Below are 15,870 nucleotides of genomic sequence, written 5' to 3'. Positions count from 1 at the left end.
TCAGCGCACCGCGCGCAGTGTGGTGGTGTGGCGCGGCAGGACGCGGCCCAGCACTTCGGCGATGTAGGTCAGGAACAGCGTGCCCACCGAGCTTTTGTAGTGCGCAGGGTCACGGCTGGCGATGGCCAGCACGCCGTGCAAGCCTTGATGGCTGACGGCGATGACGGCGGTAGAGCCGATCTGCTTGCGCTGCTCGGCACCAAACAGGAAGTCCAGTTCATGTTCACGCAAGGTGCCGCTGACAGTCTTGCCTTCGGACAGCAGGCCGCCGATGGCTGTGTGTGCTTCGCCACCTGTGACCCAGCGACCCACCGGCATCGGGTTGTCGCTGAACAGGATCAGGCTGACAAAGGGCACCTGGAAGTCCTCGCGCAGGCTGTCTTCCACGGCGATCACCGTTTCTTCCAGGCTGGCGGCGTCCATCAGGGTCAGGATCAGGCGGCGGGTCTTGTCGAACAAGCGGTCGTTGTCGCGGGCCACGTCCATCAGGTGGGAAAGCCGATGGCGCATTTCAATATTGCGCTCGCGCAGGATCTTCATCTGCCGTTCCACCAGCGACACGGTATCGCCGCGCTGGTGGGGAATGCGCAAGGCCGGCAGCAGTTCTTCATGCTCGACGAAGAAGTCCGGATTAGCCTCAAGGTACGCCGCGACAGCAGCGGCCTCCAGGCTTTCACTCGGGGTAGCGTGTGCGGGTACTTGAGGCTTATCGGTCATTGGCTTGGCTCACTCATAGACGGACCTGTCCTTCGTATACACGCGAGGCCGGCCCGGTCATCATCACCGGGTGGCCAGGGCCTGCCCATTCGATGGACAAGCGTCCACCGGGCAGGTCGATCAGCAGCGGCGAGTCCATCCACCCCTGGCTGATCGCGGCTACGGCAGCGGCACAAGCGCCGGTACCGCAAGCCTGGGTTTCGCCGGCGCCGCGTTCCCAAACGCGCAATTGCGCGCGGGTACGGTCGATCACCTGCAGGAAGCCCACATTGACCCGCGCTGGAAAGCGCGGGTGATGTTCGATCTTCGGCCCCAGTTCGTGCACCGGGGCGTTATTGATGTCGTTGACCCGCAGTACCGCATGGGGGTTGCCCATGGACACGGCGGCGATATCCACGGTTTTGCCATCCACGTCCAACGGGTAACTGAGGGCCTGCTCGGTGGCCTGGAACGGAATATCCGCCGGCACCAGGCGTGGCGCGCCCATGTTGACGCTGATCTGGCCGTCACTGCGAATATCCAGTTCGATCACACCGCCCTTGGTTTCGACGCGAATCTGGCGCTTGGCCGTCAGGCGCTTGTCCAGCACAAAGCGTGCAAAGCAGCGCGCACCGTTGCCGCACTGTTCCACTTCGGAACCGTCGGAATTGAAGATCCGGTAGCGGAAGTCCACCTCCGGGTTGCTCGGCGCCTCCACCAGCAGCAACTGGTCGAAACCGATGCCGGTGTGACGATCGCCCCACTGTTTGGCGTGTTTGGGCAGGATGTGCGCGTGCTGGCTGACCAGGTCCAGAACCATGAAATCATTGCCCAGCCCGTGCATCTTGGTAAAACGCAGCAGCATGGCTTACTCCGGCAGCAGGCTTTCGCCAGCATACAACTGGGCTACCGTCTCGCGGCGACGCACTTCAAATGCTTGATCACCGTCCACCAGCACCTCGGCGGCACGGCCGCGAGTGTTGTAGTTGGAACTCATGACAAACCCATAGGCACCCGCCGAATGCACGGCCAGCAGATCACCTTCTTCCAGGGCCAGCTGACGATCCTTGGCCAGGAAGTCGCCGGTCTCGCAGATCGGGCCGACGATGTCATAGGTGCGTGCTTCGCTTGCGCGAGGCGTCACGGCGGTGACATCCATCCAGGCCTGGTACAGCGCCGGGCGGATCAGGTCGTTCATCGCCGCATCGACGATGGCGAAGTCCTTGTGTTCGGTGTGCTTGAGGTACTCGACCTGGGTCAACAGCACGCCGGCGTTGGCGACGATATAGCGGCCCGGCTCGAACATCAGCGTCAGGTCGCGGCCTTCGATGCGTTCGCGCACGGCCTGGATATAGTCGCTAATCAACGGTGGCTCTTCGTCTCGATAACGTACGCCGACGCCGCCGCCCAGGTCGATGTGCTGCAGGTAGATGCCGCACTCGCCCAAACGATCGATCAAGGCCAGCAGACGGTCAAGGGCATCCAGAAAGGGTGGCAGTGTGGTCAGTTGCGAGCCGATATGGCAGTCGACACCCAGCACTTCCAGGTTCGGCAGTTGCGCGGCGCGGATGTACACCTCTTCGGCGTCGGCGATGGCGATGCCGAACTTGTTCTCTTTGAGACCGGTGGAAATGTACGGGTGGGTGCCGGCGTCGACATCCGGGTTGACGCGCAGGGAGATCGGCGCACGAACGCCCATCTCGGCGGCAACGACTTGCAGGCGCTCCAGCTCGTCGGTGGATTCGACGTTGAAGCAATGCACGCCGACTTCCAGGGCGCGGCGCATGTCTTCGCGGGTCTTGCCGACGCCGGAGAACACGATTTTCTCAGCCTGGCCGCCGGCGGCCAATACGCGTTCGAGCTCGCCACGGGAGACGATGTCGAAACCGGCGCCCATGCGCGCCAGGACATTCAGCACACCCAGGTTGGAGTTGGCCTTGACCGCGTAGCACACCAGATGCGGCACGCCATCGAGGGCGTCAGTGAACGAGCGGTATTGGGCTTCGATATGCGTACGGGAGTACACGTAGGTCGGGGTACCAAAGCGCTGGGCAATCGCGGACAGCGCCACGCCTTCCGCGAACAGCTCGCCGTCCCGGTAGTTAAAAGCGTCCATAAGTTTCCCTTAGTAGGTGTCGTGCTTATGCGCTTTTGACGGCTTTTGCGACGATTGCGCCTGTTCATTCGGATCTTTGCTGTCATCCGGCAGGTACAACGGGCCTTTCTGGCCACAGGCACTAACGAGGCAAGCGACCGCGACGAGCGCAGCAAGGGAAGAGATCAGGCGCTTCATGGCGAAATCCTTGAATATGCATTAATTGCGCCCGAGTATACCGACCACCCGGCAGCTTGCCTATGCGCCGCACTACCCGTCCGGCGGGGCTTTGCCGAGGAGCACAAGAAGCGGGCTACGCTACTTGATGATATTTCGTACTGCCATCTGTCATGAAATCGGTATCCTTTGCAATCGGCGAAGCGCGTCCGTATTGTGCCCCGCTTGAGCAAAACCAGACACTTTTGAGGTTGCCACAATGAGTTTGACCGAAGCCCGTTTTCACGACCTGGTGGATGCCACCCAGGAGAAGCTGGAAGATATTTTCGACGACAGCGACCTGGATGTGGATCTGGAAAACTCGGCTGGTGTGCTGACCGTCAAGTTCGAGAGCGGCCCGCAACTGATCTTCAGTCGCCAGGAGCCGCTGCGTCAGCTGTGGCTGGCTGCGCGCTCCGGTGGCGTTCACTTCGACTACGACGAAGAAAGCGGCAAATGGCAGTGCGACAAAAGTGAAGAGTTGCTGGGCGAAATGCTCGCGCGCCTCGTCGAGGAATATACCGGCGCCGAGCTGGATTTCGAAGAGATCTGACCGTGACCCAGCCTGTACCTGTACGCCCGCCCAAGCCGCTGTTCAGCAATGTCAGCCCGGCGGTGCCGTCACCTTGTATCAGTTTGTGTCGCCTGGACGAGCAGAAAGTCTGCCTCGGCTGCTTCCGCCACGTGGAAGACATCCGTGAATGGCGCTCCGCCGACGATGCGCGGCGCCGGGTGATCTGCGCGCAAGCTGAGCAGCGCAAGGCCCAAGCCTGACAGCATCTTGTTTATTTGTGACGCTGTGGTAGTGTCCGGGTACACCTCAACTCATCGAGGTCCGTGAGAACCCCGCCTTTTTCTGGCGGGGTTTTGCTTTTTTGTGCAGAAAAAAGGAGTCTGCCTGAATCATGACCGCACCTTCCATCATTCTTACCCGTCTTGACGTGCAGCGTCTTGAGCAACTGATCGACCGCTTGGGCGACGAGTTTCCCGGCGTCGAAGCGTTGCAAGCCGAACTCGACCGCGCCGAAGACGTGGTCGGTCACGATGAAGTGACTGCGGGTGTCGTGACCATGAACTCCAGCGTGCATTGCCGTGAGCAAAGCAGTGGCAAGGACTATCACCTGACGCTGGTCTACCCCAAGGACGCGAACGCCGACGAAGGCAAGATCTCGATCCTGGCTCCGGTAGGCAGTGCTTTGCTGGGGCTGCAAGTGGGCCAGCATATCGACTGGCCTGCACCGGGTGGCAAGACGCTCAAGCTGGAATTGCTCAGTGTCGAAGGCCAGCCCAAGGATGGCGGGGCTTTCTCGCTCTAAATCTGGCCCAGTGCGGCATTGAGGGACTGTTCCAGTTCGGCTTTGTAGCGCAGGTACAAATTGCTCGGGCTTTGCACATCACCGAGCAGTCCTGACAAGTCCAGATCAGTGATGTAGCAACGGTAACGTTCGGTTTCCCGGCGTTGCCCGACGATCTCCCGGGCGACCACGGCAAACAGTTGGTCGCCAAATTCCAGTTCGCAAAATTCCCGCTGATTGCAGTAAAGGGTGATCCCCACCTGGCCAGGCGCGCCTTTGCCGATAATTGCCTGCACGTCATAAAACGGCTTGTTGGCAGGGTTCTGCGGCGCCGGTCGTGGTTCCACGCCGCGGGCGCGGCTGCTGCCCGATGGCAATAACTGATAGTACAAGGTGTGCACTTCACCCAGGGGCTGTCGGGAATCCAGGGACGACAGCGCTTCGCGGCGATAGAGGATCGATTGCAGGAAGCGTTGCAGCGGAGCCAGCAGACTTTGTTCATCATGAAACGGCAAGCGCTGCTGCCAAAGCGCGTTGAATTCGTCGAGTACGTACAGCTGGGCGAAGCCTTCATTGACTCGATAGAACACTTGCACGCAATCGGCCTGGCCCATAGGCAGGAGCAGCGCCAGGTCATGGTCTTCCAGGGCCATGGCGTCAAGGTGCCAAGGGCTGTAGCTGGCCAGTTCCTCACTGAGGTAGGCAATCAGCGCGTCCTGGGTTGGCAGTGACACATGATTGGCCTGGCCCGGTGTCAGTTCCATGACGTGATAGTGCTGTTGCACCTGCAACAGGTAACGATGATTGCCTTGGCCAAGCAGCAGGTGTTGTGCGGTGTCGAACACCTCTTCTACACGCTGGGCAATGAACTGCGCACGGTTGTGGCAAAAACAACGCACTTGCAGCCGTGGCAGATGACCCAGCGGTAGTTGGTTGAGGTAATCGCGCAGGCAGTCGAGCAGGGCGTGGGGGCCGTCATAGCGGCTGACCATCACCTCGTTCCAGCTGTTAAGCATGACCTGGTCCAGGGTCAGCACCAGGTTTTCGCGTACACCGGCGTAGCTCAGGGAGTCGGTGCGCTCTGTTGTCATCAGGATATTCAGGTCGCGATGATGCTTGAGCGGGTCAACCCCGACGTTGATCAGCAACAGCACGTCTTCGGGCACTGACGGGCGCAGCAAGCGGCTCTCATCGACACTGGCCAGGGGCAGGGCGATGGTCTGTTGCAGGCTGCCCAGCAGGTTGAACAACTCGAACTCGGTCATGTCGCTGACACCGGGGTGCAGCGCCAGGCGGGTACTGCTGTCGATCACGCCGTTGCGATGGCACCAGGTGAGCATTTCCAGCAGGTCCCGGCTGCGTTTGATCGGCGCGAAGTGCTCCCACTCCAGGGCCGTCAGGTTGCCGTTATACAAACCCCAATGGTGCTGGCCCGGTTCCTTGCGGTTGGGCGACTGCACCAGGGTCAGGGTGTCTTCGGCCAGGTCCGGGGCGATGCCTGGGTTAATGAACTCAACCTTGCCGGCCTTGCGTTCGAACGCCGCATACAAGCGCCGGCCCAGTACATTGAGGTCGCGTTTGTTGATCAGGCTGGCAGTCTGTTCGCTGCGGGCGAACTGGGTGAGGAAACGGTAGCTGTAGTTCAGTTCATTGACCAGAGCGCGGCGCTCGGAAGCAACCTGACGCACTTTCCACTGGCTGCGACTGTCCAGCAGGGCCAGTTGGCGCTGGTCCCAACCCCATTCCTGGGCCAGGCGTTCCAGCAGCAGTCGCTGCCAAGTGGGGGTGCGCTGGCCGGCGCTGAGCTTGCGGTTGATCTTCAGGTACAGGCTGCGTCGTACCAGTTCCAGGCGATCCGGCTCGTTGCGGGCCTTGAGGTATTCCTCGATGCGGCGATACACCACGATGTAAGGGTCCAGCTCATCCAGGTCCACTTGGTTGGCGAACACCGCTCGCTTGAAACGCAGGCTCAGGCAGTACACGTTCGGATGTTCGCTGGCGTAGACCTCGGTCAGCAGCAGCTTGAGCACCGATTTGTACGGTGACTCGATGCCCTTGAACAATTGCCACAGCCCGGCACCTATGAACTCGCCCGGCGGGATATGGGCCAAGTGACCCAGGTCGAGGGTTTCATCGGCGCGGATAAACCGCTTGGAAATCAGGGCGTGGGTAAATTCGGCGTAGCGCTTTTCTTCGTAGACCGGCACCAGCCACCAGATCGGCGTGCGCCCGGCCAGCCAGATGGCTGTGCGGTAGAACTCGTCCAGCAGCAGGTAGTGCTGGGTAGTACCGCAATCGTCGGAGCTTAGTTGCGTATCGCGTTCACCCAGGACAAAGCGTGTAGGTTCGATCAGGAAAAAATGCGCCTCGGCGCCCATGCTCAAGGCCCAGGCTTCCAGCAGTTGGCACTTCTTGCGCAGCTCTGCCAGTTCGCTTTCGTCCAGGTCGGGAGCGTGGCACACCCACACGTCCATATCGCTTTGATCGGCCTGGGCCAGCGTGCCGAGGCTGCCCATCAGGAACAGGCCGTGGATGGGGCGGGGCGGGTTGCCATGGCGCGGTTTATAGGAGAACGAGCGGGTCAGGCGTTGGGCTTCGGCCAGGGCCTGGGCGTCAGGTTCGAAATTCGACAGCCCCGCCGGGGTGCTGCTGGAGACATAGCCCGGCAACAGTGGGTGATTGACGTGGAAAAACAGCGGCAACAAAGTCAGCACGCCTTGTTGGCGTGGTGTCAGCCCCTCGACAGCCCGGGCCATGCGGCCCTCATTGAGGGCCATGAAACGCGCGCGCAACTGGGTCAGCACCTTGCGGTCGATGCCTTCGTCCAGATCGGGGCGGATTTCGTGGGTGCGGGTCATGTCGAACTCGGTGGCTCGCTGGGCCCGACGTGGGCAGCCATGCAGGAGTCTACAGACAGTAGCGTAGGAGTTTTAGAGGGAAGTGGCTTTTTGGCGTCAGAATTTTTGCGCCACACAACAGCGCCCTCGGAGTCCGCAACGGGCGGACCCCATGGGCGGGATCAGGTGTCAGGCAGCTTCTTTTTTCGTTGTGTTCAAAATCGTCAGCAGGCTTTGGGTGTGTTGAGCTGCATCCCGACCCAGGCTGGTCAGGTAGCCGCCATCGGGTTGGGTAATCAGATCTTTGTCAAAAAGGCGCTTGGCAGCTGCGATGGCAGCCGAAGCGGCGGTCTGGTGGACTTTCAGACCCTCCTGGGAGCTGTCCAGGTTGAAGAGTGCAAGGATTTCCAGTTCGGCAACCAACTCGGGGGTATACGACATAAGGACTCCAGACTTTCTAAAATTTATTAGAGGCTAGCAGGCCATAAGGTGAACGCACTTTGCCGAACTGTCCAGCGTGTTGCTGCGTACTGGGGTTATTCCTTTTCAGGCGGCAACTCCGGCAATGCTCGCAGCGCTGTTTCATACCATTGGGTATCGAATGCACGGTCTTCGTCCAGCATGGCATCAATCTCGAAGGCCAGCACGTGAGCCATCAGATTCAGGATGTCGTCGCGCTCGTAGCCCACCAGGGTCAGTTTGTTGAACGTTGCCTTGGCCGCTGGCGGGTTGTCGCTTTCGATCTGGTTTTCGATGGCTTCGATCAGCGTGGTTTCGGTGAATTCTTCTTCGTCATTGTCGATATCGGTCGGCTCGCTCATGGCAGGCTCCTCAAGGAAAGGGTGCCAGTCTACCGCCATTCAGGCAGGTGATGCTGCTGGTCAGGCCGGGCGCCTGGAACTATAACTCTTGCAGCCAACCCCACACCCGGCCTGGAGGCATCTGCAATGCTCAAGCTCTACGGATTTTCAGTCAGTAACTACTACAACATGGTCAAGCTTGCACTTCTGGAGAAAGGGCTGGCTTTCGAGGAGGTGCCTTTCTATGCAGGCCAGACCCCCGAAGCCTTGGCGGTGAGCCCGCGAGGCAAAGTGCCGGTGCTGGGCGTCAAGCAAGGGTTTATCAATGAAACCAGCGTGATTCTGGAGTACATCGAACACACTCAGGAAGGCCCTTCATTGCTGCCGGCCGACCCTTTTCAACGGGCTCAGGTGCTGGCGCTGTGCCGTGAAATCGAGCTCTACATCGAACTGCCTGCGCGAGCGTGTTTCGCCGAGGCTTTTTTCGGCATGACGGTGCCGGAGGCGATCAAGGAGAAATCCAGGGCCGAGCTGCTGCTTGGGATCGGTACGTTAGGTCGGCACGGTAAGTTCGCGCCTTATGTGGCTGGGGAGAACTTCACCATTGCGGATTTGTATTTCATGTACAGCCTGAACCTGGCGTGCGGCGTGGGCGAGAAGCTGTTCGGGCTGGACCTGCTGGCGCAGTTGCCGCAGGTGAAGGCCTTGTTGGGGCGCCTGAATGAAATGCCCAACGCGCAGAAGGTCGAGGCGGACAGGCAGGCGGCGATGCCTGCATTCATGGCGATGATTGCGGCCAAAAGGTGAGCAAATGTGGGAGGGGGCTTGCTCCCGATGGTGGTGTATCAGGTAAGAAAATCTTAGCTGACCCACCGCCATCGGGAGCAAGCCCCCTCCCACAGTTTTAGCGGCTGGCGAGCAATTCTTTGCCGCGCACGACCGCTGCCTTGACCTGTGCCGGCGCAGTGCCGCCCACATGGTTGCGGGCATTTACCGAGCCTTCCAGGGTCAGCACGGCAAACACATCCTGTTCGATCTGGTCGCTGAACTGGCGCAGTTCTTCCAGGCTCATTTCCGCCAGGTCCTTGCCGGTGTCCACCCCGTATTTCACCGCGTGGCCGACGATTTCGTGGCAGTCACGGAACGGCAGGCCACGGCGCACCAGGTAGTCCGCCAGGTCGGTTGCCGTGGAGAAACCCCGCAGGGCTGCTTCACGCATGATCGCGTGTTTGGGCTTGATCGCGGGGATCATGTCGGCAAAGGCGCGCAGCGAATCACGCAGGGTGTCCGCGGCGTCGAACAGCGGTTCCTTGTCTTCCTGGTTGTCCTTGTTGTAGGCCAATGGTTGGCCTTTCATCAGGGTCAACAGGCCCATTAGCGCGCCGAATACACGGCCGCTCTTGCCGCGCACCAACTCAGGCACGTCAGGGTTTTTCTTTTGCGGCATGATCGAGCTGCCGGTGCAGAAGCGGTCCGGCAGGTCGATGAACTGGAATTGGGCACTGGTCCATAGCACCAGTTCTTCGGAGAAGCGCGACAGGTGCATCATCGCGATACTGGCGGCGGCACAGAATTCGATGGCGAAGTCGCGGTCCGAAACACCGTCCAGGGAGTTGCCGCCCACGGCGTCAAAACCCAGCAGTTGCGCGGTGTACTCGCGGTCGATCGGGTAGGTGGTGCCGGCCAGCGCAGCGCTGCCCAACGGCATACGGTTGGCGCGCTTGCGGCAATCGACCAGGCGCTCGTAATCGCGACTGAGCATTTCGAACCAGGCCAGCAGATGGTGGCCGAAGGTCACTGGCTGTGCGGTCTGCAAGTGAGTGAAGCCGGGCATGATGGTGTCCGATTCACGCTCGGCCTGCTCCAGCAGACCTTTTTGCAGGCGGGTGATTTCGGCCAGGATCAGGTCGATTTCATCGCGCAGCCACAGGCGAATATCGGTGGCTACCTGATCGTTACGGCTGCGGCCGGTGTGCAGTTTCTTGCCGGTCACGCCGATGCGATCGGTCAGGCGTGCCTCGATGTTCATGTGCACGTCTTCCAGATCGACGCGCCAGTCGAACGTGCCTGCCTCGATTTCACCGCGGATGGTGGTCAGGCCGTCGATGATGCTGTCACGCTCGGCGTCGGTCAGCACGCCGACCTTGGCCAGCATCGTGGCATGGGCGATGGAGCCCATGATGTCGTGGCGGTACAGGCGCTGGTCGAAGGTGACGGAGGCGGTGAAGCGCGCGACGAAGGCGTCGACGGGTTCACTGAAGCGGCCGCCCCAGGACTGGTTGGTCTTGTCGGTGCTCATGGATTCGCTCGTGATCTGCTTGAAAGAGGCATGAAGGTGTACCGGCGATAATAACAGGGTTGCCCGTGAAGGCGGTGCCGCGGGTGATCGGCAATTTTATTTGTGTCGTAGATGGCTAAGTGCCTTGCCGCCGAACGCATCCGGGACGAGACTGGAGATACGTACTTATTGAAACGATATTTGACGATTGAGCAATATCGTCTCAGTGAGCGTCTACAGTTGGACTGCTAGTGTGTGAATGCACCAAAGTCTGGTGATGCGGTCATAACCAGACTATCCATTAAACAGGGGGGTATTCGGATTGTGTATCAGTGAACCCTACGACGATGCCCGAAGGCAGCAGGTCTTGGGCGCTATTGAACAGGTCCGGGTAAATTTGGGTGCCGCTCTCAGGGCACTTTTTGCCGCTCGCGCTAGTCTTAGCGTGGATCGCTGTGACGTAAGTCACCGCACCTGTCTACGCTATCCTTGTGCGAGACTCACGCAGGAATCCAGCGCAATATGAATGTCCTGATCGTTGATGACGAACCCCAAGCCCGCGAGCGACTGAGCCGTCTTGTCAGTGAACTCGAGGGTTATACAGTCCTTGAACCGAGTGCCACCAGCGGTGAGGAGGCGTTGACGCTGATCGACAGCCTCAAGCCGGATGTGGTGCTGCTCGATATCCGTATGCCGGGCTTTGATGGCCTGCAAGTCGCTGCCCGCCTGAGCGAGCGCGAATCGCCACCTGCCGTGGTGTTGTGCGCGGCCCAGGAAGAGTTCTCTGCACAGACGCTGGAAGACAGCGGTGTCAGTTTTCTCGTCAAGCCGGTCACCGCCGAGGCCTTGCTCAAAGCCTTGAAAAAAGCCGAGCGTCCCAGCCGTGCCCAACTTGCCGCACTGACCCAGCCTGCGGCCCAAAGTGGTAACGGGCCACGCAGCCACATCAGTGCGCGCACCCGCAAAGGCATCGAGCTGATCCCGCTCAACCAGGTGGTCTACTTTATTGCCGATCACAAGTACGTGACCCTGCGCCACGAAGCCGGCGAAGTGCTGCTGGATGAGCCGCTCAAGGCTCTTGAGGATGAATTCGGCGACCGTTTTGTGCGTATCCATCGCAACGCGCTGGTAGCCCGCGAACGTATTGAGCGCTTGCAGCGCACACCCCTGGGGCACTTTCAGCTCTTCCTGAAGGGGCTCAATGGCGATGCGTTGATCGTCAGCCGACGCCATGTCGCCGGCGTGCGCAAGATGATGCAGCAGCTTTAGCCCAAGGGCTGGGGCGCGGTCTGCCTTCCTTATCCCGGTGCGATGTGGCCAGGGAGGCCCCGCACTTGCTGATTCAAATCAAAGCGTATTTGCCTGAGCTGTTATTATCCGCCGTATCTATTCAGTACGGATTGATCCATGTCCTCTCGCGAAATCCGCATCGCCACCCGTAAAAGCGCCTTGGCCTTGTGGCAGGCCGAATACGTCAAAGCACGCCTTGAGCAGGCTCATCCGGGCCTCAAGGTATCCCTGGTGCCCATGGTCAGTCGCGGCGACAAGCTGCTGGACTCACCCCTGTCGAAAATCGGCGGCAAGGGTCTTTTCGTCAAGGAGCTGGAAACTGCGCTGCTGGAAAACGAAGCCGACATCGCTGTGCATTCGATGAAAGACGTGCCCATGGACTTCCCTGAAGGCCTGGGCCTTTTTTGCATCTGCGAGCGCGAAGATCCGCGTGATGCCTTTGTTTCCAATACCTACGCGTCCCTGGATGACTTGCCGCTGGGCAGCATCGTCGGCACCTCCAGCCTGCGTCGCCAGGCTCAGTTGTTGACACGTCGGCCCGACTTGCAGATTCGCTTTTTGCGCGGCAACGTCAATACGCGCCTGGCCAAGCTGGATGCCGGCGAATATGACGCGATCATTCTTGCCGCCGCCGGCTTGATCCGCTTGGGCTTCGAAGATCGCATCACATCGGCCATCAGCGTCGAAGACAGCCTGCCCGCCGGCGGGCAGGGCGCAGTCGGCATCGAATGTCGGACCGTCGACAGCGAAATCCACGCACTGCTCAAGCCCCTCGATCACGCCGATACCGAAGTTCGTGTGACCGCCGAGCGTGCCCTGAACAAACACCTCAATGGCGGCTGCCAAGTCCCCATCGCCTGCTATGCCGTACTCGAAGGTGAGAACCTGTGGCTGCGTGGCCTGGTGGGGGATCCGGATGGCGGTACCCTGCTGACCGCCCAGGTGCGTGGGCCGCAACGAGATGCGACGGCCTTGGGGATTCAGGTTGCCGAGGAGTTGCTGGACAAAGGCGCCGGTGCCATTTTGCAAAAAGTCTATGGCGAGGCCGGTCCGCAGTGACCGACTGGCGAGTGCTGCTGACGCGGCCTGCCGAGGAGTCGACAGCCCTGGCGGCTTTATTGTCCCAGGCCGGTATATACAGCAGCCGTCTGCCGTTGCTGGAGACGCAAGCGTTAGCGGTCACGGCTGAGCAACAAGCGGTGTTTGACGCGTTGCAGCGTTATTGCGCGGTCATTGTTGTGAGCAAGCCGGCCGCGCGCCTGGCGCTGCAACGGTTGGGGAATGCCGTGCCGCCAATGCCGTGGTTCAGCGTCGGTGCGGCGACGGCGCAGATCCTCGCCGGTCATGGCCTCGACGTTCATTATCCCGCCACTGGCGATGACAGCGAGGCCTTGCTTCAATTGCCTGCATTGCGCGAGGCTATCGCACAGCCGGGCGCCAAGGTACTGATCCTGCGTGGCGAGGGCGGCCGCGAGTTGCTGGCAGAGCGTTTGCGCGAGCAAGGTGCTAGTGTCGACTATCTGGAATTGTATCGGCGTTTTCTCCCGGTCTACGAGACGGGTGCGCTGATGCAACGCATCCGGTTGGAACGCTTGAACGGCCTGGTGGTCAGCAGTGGGCAGGGTTTTTTACACCTGCAAGCCCTGGCGGGCACCGATTGGCCACAGGTGGCACAGCTGCCGTTGTTCGTGCCCAGCCCGCGCGTCTATGAGATGGCGCGGGCCGCTGGCGCAAAAAAAGTTGTGGATTGTCGCGGCGCGAGTGCCGCGGCTTTGTTAGTGGCGTTGGGGAGCTATCCCGTTCCCACTCTCTGATACGCAAAGGACGGATACGTGAGCGAAACAGCCTTGCCTAAAGATGAAGCTCAGCCCGCGCTTGATGCGCCGGTCGAGACACCGGTCACCGCGCCGCGCCGTGGCAATGGCCTGGCGGTCGTCGCCTTGCTGCTAGGGGCTGCTGGCGTAGCTGCTGGCGGCTGGGGGATCTGGCAGGTCCGCGCCCTTCAAGCCAGCAGCCAACATCAATTGAGCCAAGTGCAGACCCTGGATGACCAATCCCAGAGCCTCAAGCAAAGCCAGCAACAGTTGGCCGCCCGTCTGGCGCAATTGCCGGGTGCGGACGAGCTGGAAGAGCGCCGCCGCCTGGTTGCCCAGTTGCAGGGCGATCAGCAACGCCTGAGCCAGCGCCTCGAAACGGTGTTGGGCGCCAGCCGCAAGGATTGGCGCCTGGCCGAGGCGGAGCATCTGATCCGTCTGGCCAGTTTGCGTTTGTCTGCCTTGCAAGACATCAACAGTGCGCAGTCGCTGGTCCAGGGCGCCGACGAGATTCTTCGCGAGCAGAGCGACCCAGGGGCTTTCACCGCCCGTGAGCAACTGGCCAAGAGCCTTGCCGCATTGCGCAGCACTGAGCAACCAGACCGCACCGGCCTGTACCTGCAACTGGCGGCCTTGCGTGACCAGGTCGTGCAACTGGCGGCGATTGCCCCGGAGTATCAGCTTACGGAACCTGCTTCCCAAGGGCGCCCCACCAGCGATACGCAGAACCAGTTGAGCCAGTGGTGGGAACAGATTTCCCGCTATTTCCGCATCGACTTCAACCCGGATGACAATATCCGGCCATTGTTGGCAGGCCAGGGTTTGAACCAAGTGCGCCTGGCCTTGAGCCTGGCGCTGGAGCAGGCGCAGTGGGCCGCGCTCAACGGCGAGTCGGCGGTATACAGCCGCTCGCTGGGCGAAGCGCGCAGCGTATTGCAAGACAACTTCAATCAGGACAACCCGCAGAGCAAGGCGATGCTGGCGCGTATCGCTGAACTTGAGCCCAAGGCCGTGTCGGTGGTGACGCCGGACCTGGCTGCGAGCCTGGCCGCCGTGCAGGCTTACCTTGAACGTCGTCATCTGTCTGCCGACGAAGCCAAGGCCGCGGCCGGCAAACCGGCGACCCAGGAGTAGAGCTGATGAAGCGTTTCTATGTGATCCTGGTGCTGGCGATTGCAGTCGCCCTCGCACTGGCCGTGGGTATTTCGAAACACACCGGCTACGTGCTGATTACCTATCCGCATTTGCTGCATTACGAGTCAAGCCTGTGGGCTACCCTGGTGGCGGTGTTTGCCATCGGCCTGGCGATCTACCTGGTTCGTGTGTTGCTGAGCCTGATCACCACCTCCGGTGGCGTGGTCAATCCATGGTCGCGACGCAACCGCAGCCGCCGTGTGCAGATCGCGATCGAGCAAGGCCAGATGGACCTTGCCGAGGGCCGCTGGGCCAGTGCCGAGCGCCACTTGCACCGTGCTGCCGAAGCAGAGCGTCAGCCGCTGCTCTATTACATCGGTGCTGCCCGTGCGGCCAATGAGCAGGGCCGCTATGAGGAGTCCGACGGCTTGCTGGAGCGCGCCCTGGAGCGCCAGCCCCAGGCGGAATTGGCCGTAGCCCTGAGCCATGCGCAACTGCAGATGGACCGCGGCGATACTGAAGGCGCCCTGGTTACGCTTCAGGCGATGCACGAGCGTCACCCGCATAACGCGCAGGTACTCAGGCAGCTACAGCGCCTGCATCAGCAGCGTGGCGATTGGTCGTCGGTGATTCGCCTGCTGCCTGAGCTGCGCAAGGACAAAGTCTTGCCCGCCAGTGAGCTGGCCGAGCTGGAACGTCGTGCCTGGGGCGAAAACCTGAGCCTGGCTGCCCAGCGTGAGGAGCAGGGCGAGGCGGGCTTGCAGTCTCTGGAGCGTGCCTGGGAGCAACTGACTTCGGCCCAGCGCCAGCAGCCACAATTGGTGCTGGCCTATGCCGACCAGTTGCGTCGGCTAGGCGCGGATGCGAAGGCCGAGGAAGTGCTGCGTGGTGCTCTCAAGCGCGACTATGACAGCCATCTGATTCGGCTGTATGGCCTGTTGCGTGGCAGTGACCCGGCGCGCCAGTTGAAGTTTGCCGAAGGCTGGCTCAAAGACCATCCGGGCGATGCCAGCTTGCTGCTGACGCTTGGCCGTCTGTGCCTGCAAAACAGCCTGTGGGGCAAGGCGCGGGACTATCTGGAAAGCAGCCTGCAAGTTCAGCGCAACCCCGAAGCCTGTGCCGAATTGGCCCGCCTGCTGGCCCAACTGGGCGACACCGAGCGCAGCAACCAGCTGTTTCAGGAAGGTCTGGGGCTGCTCGACAATCGTCTGTTGTCCTCGTCTCTGCCAGTACCCGCGCGTATTTGAAGTAGGAAAGGGTGAATGGATTGGCTCGGATCTATCCGACACCCGATCTTTAAAATCCCAATAAACACTCGGTATAACTGACGTGATGACTAATTCCTACTTGTTGTAACTGGATTTCCGCCATGCCTTGGCGGAATGTCCTTGCTTCTTCGCGGAATTGTCTGCTCC

The 15,870-nt window shown here is 60.7% G+C and carries 17 protein-coding genes; 9 read left to right on the top strand and 8 right to left on the bottom strand.

Annotation, left to right across the window (positions count from 1 at the left end; genetic code table 11):
- From J1G33_RS04920 to J1G33_RS04905, 4 genes are read right to left on the bottom strand one after another with little or no spacing between them, the layout of a single operon-like run.
- The gene (locus J1G33_RS04920; protein WP_032878760.1) at nucleotides 1–717 is read right to left on the bottom strand and encodes a DUF484 family protein; all 717 of its coding nucleotides are present in this window, start codon (nucleotides 715–717) and stop codon (nucleotides 1–3) included.
- Nucleotides 718–730: 13 nt separating this feature from the next.
- Nucleotides 731–1,561, bottom strand: a complete 831-nt coding sequence (gene dapF / locus J1G33_RS04915) for a diaminopimelate epimerase (protein ID WP_078822621.1) — start codon at nucleotides 1,559–1,561, stop codon at nucleotides 731–733.
- A gap of 3 nt (nucleotides 1,562–1,564) precedes the next feature.
- A complete protein-coding gene (gene lysA, locus J1G33_RS04910; RefSeq protein ID WP_032878765.1) occupies nucleotides 1,565–2,812 on the bottom strand; it encodes a diaminopimelate decarboxylase in 1,248 nt (415 codons plus the stop codon).
- Nucleotides 2,813–2,821: 9 nt separating this feature from the next.
- Nucleotides 2,822–2,989, bottom strand: a complete 168-nt coding sequence (locus J1G33_RS04905) for a lipoprotein (RefSeq protein WP_003195417.1) — start codon at nucleotides 2,987–2,989, stop codon at nucleotides 2,822–2,824.
- Nucleotides 2,990–3,227: 238 nt separating this feature from the next.
- Between J1G33_RS04905 and cyaY the strand changes: the two genes are divergently transcribed.
- The 3 genes from cyaY to rnk all read left to right on the top strand — a co-directional run bounded on the left by cyaY (nucleotide 3,228) and on the right by rnk (nucleotide 4,323).
- Nucleotides 3,228–3,560 carry an iron donor protein CyaY gene (gene cyaY / locus J1G33_RS04900; RefSeq protein ID WP_032878767.1) on the top strand — a complete coding sequence of 111 codons (333 nt, stop codon included), beginning with the start codon at nucleotides 3,228–3,230 and terminating at the stop codon, nucleotides 3,558–3,560.
- A gap of 2 nt (nucleotides 3,561–3,562) precedes the next feature.
- The gene (locus J1G33_RS04895; protein ID WP_078822619.1) at nucleotides 3,563–3,781 is read left to right on the top strand and encodes a DUF1289 domain-containing protein; all 219 of its coding nucleotides are present in this window, start codon (nucleotides 3,563–3,565) and stop codon (nucleotides 3,779–3,781) included.
- A gap of 131 nt (nucleotides 3,782–3,912) precedes the next feature.
- Nucleotides 3,913–4,323, top strand: a complete 411-nt coding sequence (gene rnk / locus J1G33_RS04890) for a nucleoside diphosphate kinase regulator (protein WP_005792442.1) — start codon at nucleotides 3,913–3,915, stop codon at nucleotides 4,321–4,323.
- Here the strand turns inward: rnk and J1G33_RS04885 are convergent.
- The 3 genes from J1G33_RS04885 to J1G33_RS04875 form a co-directional block, all read right to left on the bottom strand.
- The gene (locus J1G33_RS04885) at nucleotides 4,320–7,160 is read right to left on the bottom strand and encodes a class I adenylate cyclase (RefSeq protein WP_148853803.1); all 2,841 of its coding nucleotides are present in this window, start codon (nucleotides 7,158–7,160) and stop codon (nucleotides 4,320–4,322) included. The genes rnk and J1G33_RS04885 overlap by 4 nt on opposite strands.
- 168 nt (nucleotides 7,161–7,328) lie before the next feature.
- Nucleotides 7,329–7,580, bottom strand: coding sequence for a TIGR02647 family protein (locus tag J1G33_RS04880; RefSeq protein ID WP_032878774.1), 252 nt, complete (start codon nucleotides 7,578–7,580; stop codon nucleotides 7,329–7,331).
- 95 nt (nucleotides 7,581–7,675) lie between these two features.
- On the bottom strand, nucleotides 7,676–7,960 hold the full coding sequence (locus J1G33_RS04875) for a hypothetical protein (protein ID WP_032878776.1): 285 nt from the start codon (nucleotides 7,958–7,960) through the stop codon (nucleotides 7,676–7,678).
- Nucleotides 7,961–8,086: 126 nt separating this feature from the next.
- Here J1G33_RS04875 and J1G33_RS04870 point away from each other — a divergent pair, with 126 nt between their 5' ends.
- The gene (locus J1G33_RS04870; protein ID WP_032878779.1) at nucleotides 8,087–8,746 is read left to right on the top strand and encodes a glutathione S-transferase; all 660 of its coding nucleotides are present in this window, start codon (nucleotides 8,087–8,089) and stop codon (nucleotides 8,744–8,746) included.
- A 97-nt stretch (nucleotides 8,747–8,843) separates the two neighbouring features.
- On the opposite strand, the gene argH is transcribed toward J1G33_RS04870, so the two are convergent.
- Nucleotides 8,844–10,238 (bottom strand): argininosuccinate lyase, encoded by a 1,395-nt coding sequence (gene argH / locus J1G33_RS04865; protein ID WP_005792438.1) that lies wholly within the window; start codon nucleotides 10,236–10,238, stop codon nucleotides 8,844–8,846.
- A 501-nt stretch (nucleotides 10,239–10,739) separates the two neighbouring features.
- On the opposite strand from argH, the gene J1G33_RS04860 reads away from it, so the two are divergent.
- From J1G33_RS04860 to J1G33_RS04845, 5 genes are all read left to right on the top strand, one after another.
- Nucleotides 10,740–11,486, top strand: coding sequence for a LytTR family DNA-binding domain-containing protein (locus J1G33_RS04860; protein ID WP_005792437.1), 747 nt, complete (start codon nucleotides 10,740–10,742; stop codon nucleotides 11,484–11,486).
- Nucleotides 11,487–11,624: 138 nt separating this feature from the next.
- Nucleotides 11,625–12,566: a hydroxymethylbilane synthase gene (hemC, locus tag J1G33_RS04855; RefSeq protein WP_032878783.1), complete on the top strand. Its 942-nt coding sequence runs from the start codon at nucleotides 11,625–11,627 to the stop codon at nucleotides 12,564–12,566.
- Nucleotides 12,563–13,321: a uroporphyrinogen-III synthase gene (locus J1G33_RS27825; protein ID WP_032878785.1), complete on the top strand. Its 759-nt coding sequence runs from the start codon at nucleotides 12,563–12,565 to the stop codon at nucleotides 13,319–13,321. Before hemC ends, J1G33_RS27825 begins: the two co-directional genes overlap by 4 nt.
- 18 nt (nucleotides 13,322–13,339) lie before the next feature.
- Nucleotides 13,340–14,455 (top strand): uroporphyrinogen-III C-methyltransferase, encoded by a 1,116-nt coding sequence (locus J1G33_RS27820; protein WP_032878787.1) that lies wholly within the window; start codon nucleotides 13,340–13,342, stop codon nucleotides 14,453–14,455.
- Between the two features lie 5 nt (nucleotides 14,456–14,460).
- Entirely contained in the window at nucleotides 14,461–15,702 is a 1,242-nt protein-coding gene (locus J1G33_RS04845) for a heme biosynthesis protein HemY (protein ID WP_223017772.1), read from the top strand.
- Nucleotides 15,703–15,870: the final 168 nt, after the last annotated feature.

Source organism: Pseudomonas sp. P867, from assembly GCF_019891455.1.
In the GTDB taxonomy this organism is placed as follows: Bacteria; Pseudomonadota; Gammaproteobacteria; order Pseudomonadales; family Pseudomonadaceae; genus Aquipseudomonas; species Aquipseudomonas synxantha_A.
Note: the sequence above shows the minus strand (reverse complement) of the source record. Positions and strands in the feature narration are given on the sequence as shown.

Bases quoted from the DNA above. Each gene is read 5' to 3' on its own strand.
- J1G33_RS04920 (WP_032878760.1), bottom strand. From the start codon at position 717: ATGACCGATAAGCCTCAAGTACCCGCACACGCTACCCCGAGTGAAAGC.
- dapF (WP_078822621.1), bottom strand. From the start codon at position 1,561: ATGCTGCTGCGTTTTACCAAGATGCACGGGCTGGGCAATGATTTCATG.
- lysA (WP_032878765.1), bottom strand. From the start codon at position 2,812: ATGGACGCTTTTAACTACCGGGACGGCGAGCTGTTCGCGGAAGGCGTG.
- J1G33_RS04905 (WP_003195417.1), bottom strand. From the start codon at position 2,989: ATGAAGCGCCTGATCTCTTCCCTTGCTGCGCTCGTCGCGGTCGCTTGC.
- cyaY (WP_032878767.1), top strand. From the start codon at position 3,228: ATGAGTTTGACCGAAGCCCGTTTTCACGACCTGGTGGATGCCACCCAG.
- rnk (WP_005792442.1), top strand. From the start codon at position 3,913: ATGACCGCACCTTCCATCATTCTTACCCGTCTTGACGTGCAGCGTCTT.
- J1G33_RS04885 (WP_148853803.1), bottom strand. From the start codon at position 7,160: ATGACCCGCACCCACGAAATCCGCCCCGATCTGGACGAAGGCATCGAC.
- J1G33_RS04880 (WP_032878774.1), bottom strand. From the start codon at position 7,580: ATGTCGTATACCCCCGAGTTGGTTGCCGAACTGGAAATCCTTGCACTC.
- J1G33_RS04875 (WP_032878776.1), bottom strand. From the start codon at position 7,960: ATGAGCGAGCCGACCGATATCGACAATGACGAAGAAGAATTCACCGAA.
- J1G33_RS04870 (WP_032878779.1), top strand. From the start codon at position 8,087: ATGCTCAAGCTCTACGGATTTTCAGTCAGTAACTACTACAACATGGTC.
- argH (WP_005792438.1), bottom strand. From the start codon at position 10,238: ATGAGCACCGACAAGACCAACCAGTCCTGGGGCGGCCGCTTCAGTGAA.
- J1G33_RS04860 (WP_005792437.1), top strand. From the start codon at position 10,740: ATGAATGTCCTGATCGTTGATGACGAACCCCAAGCCCGCGAGCGACTG.
- hemC (WP_032878783.1), top strand. From the start codon at position 11,625: ATGTCCTCTCGCGAAATCCGCATCGCCACCCGTAAAAGCGCCTTGGCC.
- J1G33_RS04845 (WP_223017772.1), top strand. From the start codon at position 14,461: ATGAAGCGTTTCTATGTGATCCTGGTGCTGGCGATTGCAGTCGCCCTC.